9 protein-coding genes and 4 pseudogenes are annotated in these 12,456 nt (G+C 69.5%); 6 read left to right on the top strand and 7 right to left on the bottom strand.

Annotated features, from left to right (window positions below; genetic code table 11):
- Window positions 1-53: 53 nt before the first annotated feature.
- A pseudogene (locus tag IO24_RS46445) lies at window positions 54-335 on the bottom strand (RNA polymerase sigma factor); the annotation flags it as partial.
- A gap of 116 nt (window positions 336-451) precedes the next feature.
- Here IO24_RS46445 and IO24_RS40725 point away from each other — a divergent pair.
- From IO24_RS40725 to IO24_RS0117035, 3 genes and pseudogenes are all read left to right on the top strand, one after another.
- Window positions 452-1,830: pseudogene (locus tag IO24_RS40725) on the top strand (MFS transporter).
- Entirely contained in the window at window positions 1,827-3,197 is a 1,371-nt protein-coding gene (locus IO24_RS0117040; protein WP_031136609.1) for an alpha/beta hydrolase family protein, read from the top strand. The pseudogene IO24_RS40725 and the gene IO24_RS0117040 overlap by 4 nt, the downstream one beginning before the upstream one ends.
- Before the next feature lie 52 nt (window positions 3,198-3,249).
- Window positions 3,250-4,092 (top strand): PaaX family transcriptional regulator, encoded by an 843-nt coding sequence (locus IO24_RS0117035; RefSeq protein ID WP_031136608.1) that lies wholly within the window; start codon window positions 3,250-3,252, stop codon window positions 4,090-4,092.
- An 8-nt stretch (window positions 4,093-4,100) separates the two neighbouring features.
- On the opposite strand, the pseudogene IO24_RS46440 reads toward IO24_RS0117035, so the two are convergent.
- Both IO24_RS46440 and IO24_RS46435 read right to left on the bottom strand, forming a co-directional pair.
- A pseudogene (locus tag IO24_RS46440) lies at window positions 4,101-4,277 on the bottom strand (IS701 family transposase); the annotation flags it as partial.
- A gap of 369 nt (window positions 4,278-4,646) precedes the next feature.
- Window positions 4,647-5,033: pseudogene (locus IO24_RS46435) on the bottom strand (ISL3 family transposase); the annotation flags it as partial.
- Window positions 5,034-5,097: 64 nt separating this feature from the next.
- On the opposite strand from IO24_RS46435, the gene IO24_RS0117020 reads away from it, so the two are divergent.
- Window positions 5,098-5,904, top strand: coding sequence for an SGNH/GDSL hydrolase family protein (locus tag IO24_RS0117020; RefSeq protein ID WP_031136603.1), 807 nt, complete (start codon window positions 5,098-5,100; stop codon window positions 5,902-5,904).
- A 266-nt stretch (window positions 5,905-6,170) separates the two neighbouring features.
- On the opposite strand, the gene IO24_RS0117015 is transcribed toward IO24_RS0117020, so the two are convergent.
- Window positions 6,171-6,746 carry a PadR family transcriptional regulator gene (locus tag IO24_RS0117015; protein WP_031136601.1) on the bottom strand — a complete coding sequence of 192 codons (576 nt, stop codon included), beginning with the start codon at window positions 6,744-6,746 and terminating at the stop codon, window positions 6,171-6,173.
- Between the two features lie 125 nt (window positions 6,747-6,871).
- On the opposite strand from IO24_RS0117015, the gene IO24_RS0117010 reads away from it, so the two are divergent.
- A complete protein-coding gene (locus IO24_RS0117010; RefSeq protein WP_031136600.1) occupies window positions 6,872-7,264 on the top strand; it encodes a nuclear transport factor 2 family protein in 393 nt (130 codons plus the stop codon).
- A 597-nt stretch (window positions 7,265-7,861) separates the two neighbouring features.
- On the opposite strand, the gene IO24_RS0117005 is transcribed toward IO24_RS0117010, so the two are convergent.
- The 3 genes from IO24_RS0117005 to IO24_RS0116995 form a co-directional block, all read right to left on the bottom strand.
- Window positions 7,862-9,541: a CocE/NonD family hydrolase gene (locus tag IO24_RS0117005; RefSeq protein ID WP_031136598.1), complete on the bottom strand. Its 1,680-nt coding sequence runs from the start codon at window positions 9,539-9,541 to the stop codon at window positions 7,862-7,864.
- Window positions 9,542-9,643: 102 nt separating this feature from the next.
- Complete coding sequence (locus tag IO24_RS0117000; RefSeq protein WP_031136596.1) at window positions 9,644-10,522, bottom strand: alpha/beta fold hydrolase; 879 nt, start codon at window positions 10,520-10,522, stop codon at window positions 9,644-9,646.
- Between the two features lie 534 nt (window positions 10,523-11,056).
- Window positions 11,057-11,626, bottom strand: coding sequence for a TetR/AcrR family transcriptional regulator (locus IO24_RS0116995; protein ID WP_031136595.1), 570 nt, complete (start codon window positions 11,624-11,626; stop codon window positions 11,057-11,059).
- Window positions 11,627-11,937: 311 nt separating this feature from the next.
- Between IO24_RS0116995 and IO24_RS0116990 the strand changes: the two genes are divergently transcribed.
- Window positions 11,938-12,360: a hypothetical protein gene (locus IO24_RS0116990; RefSeq protein WP_157851260.1), complete on the top strand. Its 423-nt coding sequence runs from the start codon at window positions 11,938-11,940 to the stop codon at window positions 12,358-12,360.
- Window positions 12,361-12,456: the final 96 nt, after the last annotated feature.

Raw genomic sequence — 12,456 nt, 5'->3', positions numbered from 1 at the left:
GAACTGGTGGCGGCCCGCCGGCAGACGCCGCTCCACAAAGGGCAGATGACGGTCCGGCGCCGGTCGTCCAGCCGCCCGGCGATCTCCTCCGCGTGGTCGGCGACCTCAGCGACACCCGTCCCGGCCGCCTCGTCCGCGGCTGCCCGGTACCGCCGGTTGCCGCGCCCGTGGGAGCGAGACGTTCATGGCGATGCCGAGCAGCCAGGGCCGCAGCGAACCGGCGTCGGTCAGCTGGAAAGGCGTGGTTGCACACCGAGCGAGCGCACTCGTCGTAGAGCTCCGCGAAGGGCGTCCGGATCCCTGGCGCGTATCCGGGTTCGCACATCTGTGGTCACGCTCGCAACTGCCTTTGGGGATCAGTGAGTTCCAGTGGCACGCATCACATTCTCCCCGCATGCCGCCGCTAATGTTGTGCACTTTCTTGACGGTAGTCATCAGGCAGCCTAATTTCATGGTGTCCTTCCCCCGCTCAAGGGAGAGCGCGATTCCTCCGGCCCCCACCGCGCCAGAACGCACCCTCCAACTCCGCCGAGTCGCCCTCTCCGGCATGCTCGGCACCGCCGTCGAGTTCTACGACTTCCTCGTCTACGGCACGGTCGCCGCACTCGTGTTCGGCGAACTGTTCCTCCCCGGCGCCGACCCCGCCGTGGGCACGATCGCCGCGTTCGGCACCTTCGCCGCCGGATACGTGGCCCGTCCGATCGGCGGCATCGTCTTCGGCCACTTCGGCGACCGCCTCGGCCGCAAGAACATGCTGCTGCTCACGATGGGCCTGATGGGCGGTGCCAGCTTTCTCATCGGCGTGCTGCCCACGTACGACACCGCCGGTGTCTGGGCCCCGGTCCTGCTGATCACCCTGCGCGTGGTGCAGGGCATCGCCATCGGCGGTGAGTGGGGCGGCGCGACCCTGATGGTCGTGGAGCACGCGGGCGAGCGCCGCTGCGGCCTGTGGTCGAGCTTCACCCAGATGGGAGCCCCGCTCGGCTCCCTGATCTCCGCCTCCGTGGTCGCCCTGGTCTCCACCCTCCCCAAGGACCAGTTCGCGGCCTGGGGCTGGCGCGTGCCGTTCCTGCTGAGCGTGTTGCTGCTCGGCGTCGGCCTGTTCGTCCGCCTCAAGGTGGTCGAGAGTCCGCTGTTCGCCGAGGTGAAGAAGGACCGCGCCCAGTCGAGGCTCCCCATCCTCGACGTCCTGCGCCGTCCGAAGCCCGTGCTGCTGGCCTGCTGCGTCGGCATCGGCGCCTTCACCGCCCAGTCCCTGCTGACCAGTTACCTGATCGCGTACGCCACCGGCATCGGCTGTCCCCGCCCGCAGGGGCTCACCGCGCTCACCGTCTCGGCCGCGGTCGCCCTGGTGGTCCTGCCCTGCGCGTCCGCGCTCTCCGACCGGATCGGCCGCCGCCCGGTCGTCCTCACCGGCGCGATCCTGTCCGCGGCCACCGCCTTCCCCGTCCTCGCGCTGGTCGACTCCAGGTCGTCGGGAGCCCTGATCCTGGCCGTCGTCATCGGCCACGGCATCTCCCAGTCGCTGATGTACGGCCCGCTGGGAGCCCTGTTCAGCGAGATGTTCGGCACCCGGGTCCGCTACACCGGCGCCTCCCTCGGCTACCAGGGCGCGACCCTCGTGGGCGCCGGATTCTCCCGTTGATCGCCGGCAGCCTGGTCGCGAGCAGCGGCAACGGCACCCCCGTCGCCCTCCTGCTGTGCGGCGGCTCGCTGATCACCGCGCTGACGGTGTGGTTCGTCCGCGAGACGAGCCGTACCTCGCTCGGCGACGAGCCCACCCCCGAACTCCCCACCACCCCCCACCACACCGAGGAGATCACCGCATGAGGCACGGCACCCGCATCGCTTGCACGGCAGCCCTCCTGCTCACCCTCACCACCGCACCCGCGGCCACGGCGGCGGACGCGGACCCCACCCACGTGGACGGCAGGCTCCCCTCCGGGGCCACGTACATGATGGACGTCCCGGCCACCTGGAACGGCACCGTCCTCCTCTTCAGCCACGGTTACAACGCCGGCCCCGCCAACCCCGCCCAGGACGCCCCGGACGCCCCCACCAAGGCCCTTCTCCTCCAGCAGGGTTACGCCCTCATCGGCTCCTCGTACGCCAGCACCGGCTGGGCGGTCACCGACGCGGTTCCCGACCAGCTGGCCACCCTGAAGGCCTTCACCACCCGCTTCGGCCAGGCCTCCCGCACCATCGCGTGGGGACGGTCGTACGGAGGCCTGGTCACCACCGCGATAGCCGAGCGCGCCCCAGACGAGATCGACGGCTCGCTCTCCATGTGCGGCCTGGTCCATGGTGGCGTGGCCAACTGGAACAACACCCTCGACCCGGTGTTCGCCCTCAAGACGCTCCTGGGCTCCGACGTCCCGCTGGTGAACCTCCCCAGCCAGGAGGCGGCCACCGACGCGGCGAACACCCTCACCGCCAAGGTCGACTCCGCCCAGTCCACGGCCGAGGGCCGGGCCCGTATCGCCCTCGCCGCGGCCCTGCACAACATCCCGGTCTGGAACTCGCCCACCCAGACCCGCCCCGCCGCGAACGACTGGGACGCCCAGCAGGTCAACCAGTACGACGCCGTCAAGGGCCTGCTGAAGATCGCCGCCTTCAACCGCCGCCACGAGGCCGAGGTGCGGGCAGGCGGCAACATGTCCTGGAACACCGGCGTCGACTACGCACGGCTGCTCGGGAAGTCCTCCGTCCGCAAGGAGGTCACCGCGCTGTACAAGAAGGCGGGCCTCTCCCTGACCAAGGACCTCGCCGCCCTCAACCAGGCCCCGCGCGTCACCGCGGACCCGGCCGCCGTCGCCTGGATGGGCACCACCAGCAGCTTCACCGGCAAGCTGGCCAAGCCCCAGCTCTCCATCCACACCGTCGGCGACCCCCTGGTTCCCGTCCAGACGGAAAGCGCCCTGCGCCGAGCGGTGACGGCCGCCGGCTCCGCCCCCCTCCTCCGCCAGGCCTACGTCGACAACGCCGGCCACTGCACGTTCAGCCCCGCCGAACAACTGGCCGCCCTCCACACCCTGGAGGACCGCCTGACCACCGGCAGCTGGCAGGGCACCGACCCGGCGTCGCTCAACGCCCGCGCCACCGCGGCCGACCCCACCACCCCCACCCGTTACATCACGTACCGTCCCACTCCCTACCTCCGCCCCTACGACCTTGCCCACCCCGCCGACCGCCGGTGACCTCGTACGACCGCCTGCCGCACGGTCGGCGGGCGGTCGTACCCTTGCCCCCGTGGAGGACGACGACATCCTGGACACCACGGAGGGGCCGCAGCCGCGCCCGCAGTCGCTCATGCTCACCTTCTTCGGCAACCACGTCCTGGAGGAGGGGGACCTGGGCGTCTACTCGGGCAGCATCATCGACGTCCTGGGCCGCGTGGGCGTGGGCGAACAGGCCGTACGCTCCACCCTCACCCGCATGGTCAACCGAGGCCTGCTCCAGCGTCAGCGCGAGGGCCGCAAGATGTTCTTCGGCCTGACCCCGCAGGCCGGCCGCGTCCTGATCGACGGCCGCACCCGCATCTGGAAGCAGGGCGCCGTCAACGACGACTGGGACGGCTCCTGGACCCTGCTCGGCTTCTCCCTGCCCGACTCCTGGAAACGCCAGCGCCACGACCTGCGCTCACGGCTCACCTGGTCCGGATTCGGCGCGCTGTACAGCGGCCTGTGGATCGCCCCCGGGCACGTGGACGTCTCCAGGGTGGTCACCGACCTCGGTCTCACGGCCCACGTCAAGATCTTCCACGCCCAGGCCGCCGAGGTGACCGACATCGAGCAGATGATCTGCGACACCTGGGACCTGGAGTCCATCGCCGCCCGCTATGTCGCCTTCGACAAGCGCTGGAGCGCCCACCTGGGAAACGGCACCGACCACGACCCGATCGGCACCCGGCTCCGCCTGGTGAGCGACTGGCTCCGGACCATCCGCACGGACCCGAGACTCCCGGCCCGCCACCTTCCCCCGGCCTGGCCGGCCCGCCCCGCCCAGGAAACCTTCCACCGCGTCGCGCAACAGACCCACCCGGCGCTGACGGCAGCCCGAGCGACTCTGGAGACGACACATCTCCGCAGCTAGTCCAGTGCGATGAGGTGGCGGATCTCCGGGACGGTCAGGTCGATCAGGTCGTTGCTGCGCACTGAACGGTTCGGGTCGGTGTTCCGGACGGGCTTCGCGCTGACGGCGACGGCGGCGAGGAAGGCCAGCGCAAGCATCGCCAGGGTGAGGTGGCGATGCCAGGAGGTCCAGTGGCGAACCTGGATGCCCTCGTCTTGGCCGGGCGCGTACTCACGTAATCGACTGCAGCGATGAACATTCAGATTGTCCCAGATCACCACGACAGGACCGCCGAACCGAAGGTGCGCCCGCCCGAGAAGATCACGGTAGTCCTGCCAGGTGAAACCGCGATGGGCCCCTCGGTGATGGCCCTGGATGCGGGGCCGGTAGATCAAGCGGCTGCGTCCGCCAGCCCTGAAGCACACCAGCGCAGCCATCGAAATGCGGCCTCGGGAGGCGCCGTTGAACCGGACCACAGGCGTGCTCCCTCCGGGTGCCCAGGTGCGGGAGCGGTGCGACGTTATCGAGAGGCTCAGTCAAGATTTCCGTGACGAGGTGACGTTGCGTTATATCGGTCAGGCCAGGAGGACCCGTTTGCGGAGTAGTGCGAAGCCCGCCCGGCCGTACATCTGTCGCTTGAGCACCTTGATGCGGTTGACGTGTCCTTCGACTGGGCCGCTGCTCCAAGGAGGCGTCAGACCAGCCATGACGGCGTCGTGGTCACGCTGCAGTCCATCGGCGAAGGCATGCAACGTGGGCAGGTCATCGGCGTGGACGGCATCCATCCACGCCGGCAGGCGGTCGCCAGCAAGGTCGCGGACCATTTGGGCGAAGGTGTGCACGTGGCCGCGCACCGCATTCAACTCCGGGCAGCGCAGAAGTACATCAGTGAGTTGCAGCTGCTCTTCAAGGTGCAGTCGCTCGGGATTCCACATGATCCAGTTAGCGACCTGCTGGGGCTGTCGTTGTTTAGCGATGGCCGTGTGCCACTTCCATCAGCAGCGTTGACGAGAGGCGGTCGGCCCCGTGTCGAGCAGTGGGTATCTGTGCTATGTCGCCCTGGGCGACAGTCACACCGAGGGGCTCGGGGACGGCGACGACGTCCGTGGCCTTCGGGGCTGGGCGGACCGGCTCGCCGAGCAGGTCGCCCACCACAGCCCCGGCCTGCTCTACGCCAACCTCGCGGTGCGCGGCCGCAAGGCCGGTCAGGTGCGCGCCGAGCAGCTGGCTCCGGCTCTCGCGATGCGGCCCGACCTCGCCACCGTGGTGGCCGGGGTCAACGACGTGTTGCGCCCGGGCTGCGACCTCGACGAGGTGGCCGGCCACGTGGAGGCGATGTTCGCCGCCCTCACCGCGCAGGGCGCCACCGTCGCGACCCTCATGTTTCCCGACGTCGGGCGTATCACGCCGTTGGCCCGCCCGATCGGTCACCGTGTTCTCGCACTCAACGCGCGCATCCGGGAGGCCGCCGACCGCCACGGCGTGGTGGTGGCGGAGACGGCCGCGCACGCGGCGGCGACCGATCCGCGGTTGTGGAGTGCTGACCGGCTGCACGCCGGCCCGCTGGGACACGCGCGCATCGCGGCTGCCGTGGCCCAGGCGCTCGGTCTGCCGGGCAGCGACGACAAGTGGACCCTTCCCCTTCCGGCCGAGGGGACAGACATCTCGGTCTGGAGGACCGTGGGTGCCGACGCGCGCTGGGCCGGCACCTTCCTCGGCCCTTGGGTAGGCCGCCGCCTGCGTGGCCGCTCCTCCGGCGACGGCCGCCAGGCCAAGCGGCCGGCGCTGCTTCCGGTGGCCACGTCCGCTGGGGACACCTCCCCAGCGGTGTGATGCTCTGGCTTGCGACGACGCCCAGGGCGACGCCGGACTGCCCCGACCCTGGGTGAACCTGGGCATGGGACTCGCGGTCGCGTGCCTCTTCGGCTTCGGCGTGATCCGGTTCTACGAGCGCAAGGGACTGCATCGCAAGCCCCCTACAAGGAACCGCAGCCGGTCCTCGCTCGGACACGGACCGACGACCCCTGAGAGGCCGGGCTGCTCACGACCCGTCCAGATACTAACTTTGTTGACTAACGGTGCGTGTGGGACCGCCGCGGTCAGCCGTCGGACCGGAGCGCGGCCGTGCGCTGTTCGAGCCTGCGTAGCGCCATGTCCCCCCACTGGAGGTTCTCCCGCTCGAACGACATCCCGCGCAGCAGGGTGAGGTACGGGCCGATGCGCTCGGCCTCGGCGAAGTACGCCTCCTCGGAGCGCCCGTCGAGCAGGCGCTGCCGGAGCCGCTCGTAGCGGGCCAGCTTGGCGGTGGCCCACTCCATGCGCTCGGTGATGGCGGTCCGGACCGCTTCCACGTCACCCTCGTCCAGGCACTGCACCTTGACAAGCAACTCGTCCCGGATCACCGCCGGTTTACCCAAGGGCTCGGCGGTGTAGGCGTGGACGGCCTTCCGCCCGGCCTCCGTCAAGGAGAACAGTCGCTTGTTGGGGCGGCGCTTCTGCTCGACGACGCGGGCCGTGACGAGCCCTTCGGCCTCCATGCGATCCAGCTCCCGGTAAAGCTGCTGAGGCGTCGACATCCAGAAGTTGGCGACCGTCGCGTCGAACGCCTTGGCGAGGTCATACCCGGACGCCTCGCCCTCCAACAGCGCGGCCATCACCGCGTTCCGCAAAGCCATGGATGCACGCTAGCAGATTAATCAACAACGTGACTAAAAGTCACCCCTTCCTTGTGTACAAGCCCTAAGGGGCCCTCTACTCTCAATCACACCTATTCAAGTTGCTGAGTATCAGAGGTGGGCTCATGCATCCCTTCCGCAAGGCCGTCGAGAGCGGCGACCTGGACGCCGTGGCCGCTCTGCTGGCCGACGACGTCGTCTTCACCAGCCCCGTCACCTTCAGGCCGTACCCGGGCAAGGCGATCACCGCGGCGATCCTGCGCGGCGTGCTCCGGGTCTTCGAGGACTTCACCTACATCCGTGAGATCGCCAATCCCGACGGCCGCGATCACGCCTTCGTCTTCACCGCCACTGTCGCCGGCAAGCAGCTCCAGGGATGCGACTTCCTGCACTTCGACGACGACGGGAAGATCGACGAGTTCACGGTGATGGTGCGCCCGCTCTCCGCCGCCCAGGCGCTCGGCGAGGCCATGGGCGCCCAGTTCGAGCAGATCGCCCGAGAGGCCGCCGAAAATTAACCACGACGACGGAATTCGACGCGGTGGTCATCGGCGCGGGGCAACGCCGGACTGACCGCCGCCGGCCTCCAACGCTGAGACTGCGCACCCTGCCACCGGACGGTGCCGCGTTGCTCGACGAGCAGAGGTTCCATGCGGGTCGACGTGGCTCCGGGGCGGCGAGTTCGGTGCGCCGGCGGTTGCGCAACGGGTAGCGCTGCGGTCTTGCCGCTGGGGGTCGTGGGCAGGGCGTCGATGAAGTGGATCGTGGCCGGCGTAGCGGGTGGTTGACCAGCAGTTGGAGTTCGGTGGCCAACTCTGGCCTCAGATCGAGCAGGCGGGTCACTCGTGCCCCCTTGGCCCAGAATCTCGGTGCCGTACTCGACCGGATGGCCGCCCCTCCGGATCCGGCCGCGTCATCGCAGGCCGGTCGAGCGGAACCTGGTCGGTCTGCTGACCGAGGAATCCTCACCGCGGCGTTTGCCGAGGGGCAGGCGCCCGTGGGAGGTCATCGCCTCCGCCGCAGGATGCCTGCCGCCCTTCGACCGAGCCGACATGGCTACTTCGGCGCCCTTGCCCACCGGAGCAACGGATCGGCGGCTCCCCCATCGCTCCCGGTCAGACTGGAGGCACCACGGGCAGGACGATGCGGGAGGGGCGTGCGGGGTCGTGGAAGACCTGCTGGCGGGCCACTCGGGCCGTGGTCGCGCTCTCCTCGGGTTCGCCCGTGTTGAGGTTGCGGTCCCAGCGCGGGAAGTTGCTGGAGGTCACCTGCACCCGTATCCGGTGACCCGCCCGGAAGACGATGCTGGTCGACCACAGGTCCACGACGTGCTCGGCCGCCTCGCCCGGTGTCACCGAGCGCACCCGCACGATGCCATCGGCCACATTGCGGGAGACACCGTTCTCGTCGACGTCGCACAGGCGCGCCACCCAGTCGGTCGAGACTCCGTCCGTGGCGGCGAAGAGCAGCGCCCGGACCCGGCCGGTCACCTCCAGGTCCTCGGCGAGCGGTTCGGTGGTGAAGACCAGGACGTCCTCACGCGCCTCCACGGCCGTCTGGTCCAGCGGTCCGGGACGGAAGCCGTCGGTCATCAAGAGCGCGCCGCCGGTGGTGGGCACCGGATCCATCGGGTCGTAGGTGAACTCCTCAGCCTGCTCGGCGGTGGACGCCGGCTCCCGCGTCAGGCGTCCGCCCGCACGCAGGTGGAAGTCCGTGTCCACGGCCCGCGACAGGGGCCATTCCGTCTCCTCACGCCACTGGTTGACGCCCATGACGAACAGCAGCACCGTGCCCGTGTCCGGCTCCGGGGCCGCTCCGTCCTCGCCGAGCGTGCGCGCGAACCAGTCGAACTGCATGTCGTGCACGCGTCCCCGCATGCCCATGAACTCGGAGTGCGCGCCGAACCCGAAGTTGACGTCACCGACCACGTGCTGCCAGTTGGTGTGGGTCCACGGGCCCATGATGAGCGTGGCGGACCGGCCGGCGCTGCGCATGGCGGTGAAGTTGTCGAGCGTGCCCTGACTGAAGATGTCGTACCAGCCACCGACCTGGAAGGTGGGCAGGTCGACCTCGTCGTGCCGGCCCGCGACAGTGCAGGACCGCGCCCAGTGGGGCTCCCGCCGGGACCGCTCGTAGCCCAGCTCGGGCAGATCGTGCCGGGCGAACGCGGGAAACCGCCCGGCGGGCAGCTCTCCGTAGCCGCCGCTCGCCAGGCCGTCCAGATCCTGCACGAGCCCGGTGATGCTGCTCACGAGACCTTCGAGGTCAGTGCGGTGACGGCGCATCAACGTGTCGGCACCCTGCATGAGCGACCACGGCACGGTGATGCCGAGCTCGATCGCGCCGCCGCGCGTCCACAGTCCGTCCTCCGGATCGGACCACGTGATCAACGGGGCGATCGCCTTGAGCTCCGGCGGCTTCGACAGCGCCGCCATCCACTGGGTGTTGCCGAAGTAGCTGCCGCCGATCATGCCGACGGAGCCGTTCGAGCCGGGCAGGGCGGCGGCCCACCGCACGGTGTCGTAGCCGTCGCTCTTCTCATACGTCCACGGCTCCCACTCCCCGTCGGAGGCGAACCGGCCCCGGGTGTCCTGGATGACCACCAGGAAGCCGCGCCTGGCCGCCGCCAGCGGATCGAGTACGACGCCCATCATGGGCGCCTGCTTGCCGTACGGCAGCCGAGCCAGCAACACCGGCCACGGCCCCGTACCTCCGGGCCGGTAGACATCCGCGCGCAGCACCGTGCCGTCACGCATCTGAGCCGGAACATCGAACTCGATCTGGATCTCCGCCACGCGCTGCTCCTTCGCGCCAAGACACTCTCGCGTGACATGGTCGAACCTGGCCCTCTCACGCACTACCCCCGAACGAGGGTGTCCACGGCGCTCTCGGGGCCGTCACGCCACCGCGTTCAGCAGGTCGGCCAGCAGGTCGGGCCGTTCCAAGGCGATGAAGTGGCCTGCTCCCGGCACCTGCGTGAAATCGGCGGCCGGCAGCAGCTCCTTGTCGGCTTGCCGGTCCGATGGCCGCGACCAGTCCTTCTCTCCGTAGACGAGGTGGACGGGTGCCTTGACCTCGGGGTAGCGCGAGCGGGCGGCGATGAGACTGGGCAGGCTCTGGTACACGGCCCTGGCGACGGTCGAGTAGCCGGGGCGGCGGCCCACCTGGAGGAGTTCGTCGAGGTAGTCCTCCCGCAGCGCGGTCTTGTCGACCAGCCCGCCCTGAAGGATCCTGCGGACGACGGCCTTGGGCTCCACCCCGGCGACCACCGGGCCCACCCCCGGAGTGAGGACACCGCTGACCACCACACGGGCGAGAAGACTGGACCGGGCGATACCGCCGCGGAAGTCGTACGTGTTCACCGCGACGACGCGCCGGACCCGCTCAGGCAGGTCAGCCGCGGTGGTCAGGGCGAGCACCGCCCCCATGGACTCCCCGACCAGGGTCACGTCGTGGAGGTCGAGTTCGGTCAGGAGCCGCTTGACGCCCGCGCGCATGGCCGGCTCGTCGTACGACGCACCGGGCACGATCTCGGAGTAGCCCATCCCCGGCAGGTCGAGGGCATACACGGTGTACTGGTCCGCGATCAGCGGGATGAGGGAGCGGAAGTGCTCGGCCTGCGTGCGCACGGTGTGCAGCAGGACCACGGGAGCACCGGTGCCTGCTCCGAGGTAGCGCAGGGTCCCCTCGTCGCTGCGGTGTCCTGCGCGCGGGGCGATGGTGTGGCTGGTGGTTCCCGGGATGTGAATCGTGGGACGTGGCTCTGAGCTGGGCATCTCGTCAGTTTCCCTTTGTGTGAACTGCTGCGGACGGGTGATTCGGGCAGGGCCCGCCCGAAGGGGGCGTGACCACGGACAGGCCTTGGGTTCATTGAGAAACCGACCGGTTTCCATCATCGTAAACCGATCGGTTTCCGAGCGCAAGGCTGAGGTTGCCAGCCGCAGCAATAGGGTCAGCGCACAGGAGGGACGCGAGAGTGTCATCCGTACAGCGGCCGCCGATTCCGCGCTCAAGGGCTACTGCGGCACGCCTGAACGCTCCAGCTGCAGGTGTAGGGCTACGGCGCCGTGGCCAGCCGCCGACGTCAAGGGTGATGCGGCCAAGCGGTCCGGGCCGACTGGATGAGGCCCTGGGGAACCGCGTACCTGCTGTGGGGCGCTGATGTCGACGAGGCGACGGCCTTCCTGGCGCGCGGCACGCCCGTCAACACCCTTACGGCCACCGGGCTCCCCTCGATTGCGGGGAATCGGGGGCGGGAGTCATCGGCCTGGGGAGGGCACGGTCACGGCGCCTGTTCGAAAGGGGATGTGTCAGTGCATGCCTGCCGCATCGAGCAGGGTGGTCACGGTGGGCGTGACGAGCCCTGTCAGATTGTCGGCTCCGATCCCCGCGCGGGCGCTGGCGCCGTCGAAGACCAGGCTGAGCTGCCGGGCCAGCAGCTCGGGATGGCTCGCCCCGCCCCGTTCGGCCTCGGCACGGAAGAAGACGGTCAGATTCTCTTTGACCCGGTGGGCCACCTGGCTCGCAGGGTGGCTCTGGTCTTTGAGCTCGATCTGAGCAGCCAGGTACCGACAGCCTTGAAAGTCGGGCGCACCCGCCTGCCCCTCCAGCTGGTCGAAGACGTGCAGGATCCGCTCGCGGGGTGAACGGCCGTCGTCCGCCGTCGGCAGGAGCCCGTCCGCAAAGGCAGAGGCGCGCTCCCCCAGGCTCGCCGCCAGCAGTTCGTCCTTGCTCTCGAACAGCTGGTACATGGAGCGCTTCGACACTCCGGCTGCCTTGCACAGGGCGTCGATGCCGATGCCGACACCGTCTCGGTAGGTGAGCATGGCCGCTGCTTCCAGCAGCCGCTCTCTGGTACTTGGCTTCACTTCGGTGGTCATGCCGCGAGGTTAACTCGATGTGGACAAAATGAAAACCGATCGGTTTACGACGCCTTTCTGGGGCGATCTTCGCGCCGCCCATGGCCCGGGCGGGCATGTGAGTGGTTCCGCTACGCCGGGGCGGCGGTCTTCTCGGGGCTTAGTCCGGGCGGGGGCGCGGTGCAGCCTCTGGCGGCCGCCCGTCACCCCGAAGCCGGAGAGTGCGGCCGCGATGAGGCCGACGTTCCATCCTCACCCAGCCCCTGGCCAGGCCCGCGCCCACTGGGCGCCGTTGTAGGGGATCTCTGCTGCTGGCCGCAGCAGCCGCCGCTGTGCTCACGGTGGGAGCCGGCATCACCTGGGGAGTCACGGCGACCCGCGATACTCCTCCGGCCGTGGCCGCCCCGCTGGTCCTGACCGTTCAGCAGGACACAGGCGGCGGCCCGGCCACAGCGTGCGCCGAACTCGACGTCACCGCCCTGCGGCAGTACACGACCGCCTTCGAGGGCACCGCGACGTCCATCGACGGCGACCAGATCACTCTCCGAGTGGACCACTGGTACCGCGGCGAAGACGCCTCCACCGTCCGGCTCGACAACACCCACGAAGGACAACTGGAGTCATTCGGCCAGGAGTTCGCTGTCGGCCAGACCTACCTCGTCTACGCCAAGGACGGCAAGGTGCCGGTGTGCTACGGCGATGCCGAGGCCGCCCCGAAGCTGCGGAGCCTCTACGACCGAGCGTTCGGGCAGTAAGACGTCGTTTCTGATGGCGTGATCGCTCGTTGTGCCGTGCATGACGGATCTGCTGGAGCGGTTGGTGCCGGACGAGTTGTGGACACTGTTCCGGCG

Origin of the sequence: Streptomyces flavovariabilis (genome assembly GCF_000725785.1) — a bacterium.
In the GTDB taxonomy this organism is placed as follows: Bacteria; Actinomycetota; Actinomycetes; order Streptomycetales; family Streptomycetaceae; genus Streptomyces; species Streptomyces hawaiiensis.
Note: the sequence above shows the minus strand (reverse complement) of the source record. Positions and strands in the feature narration are given on the sequence as shown.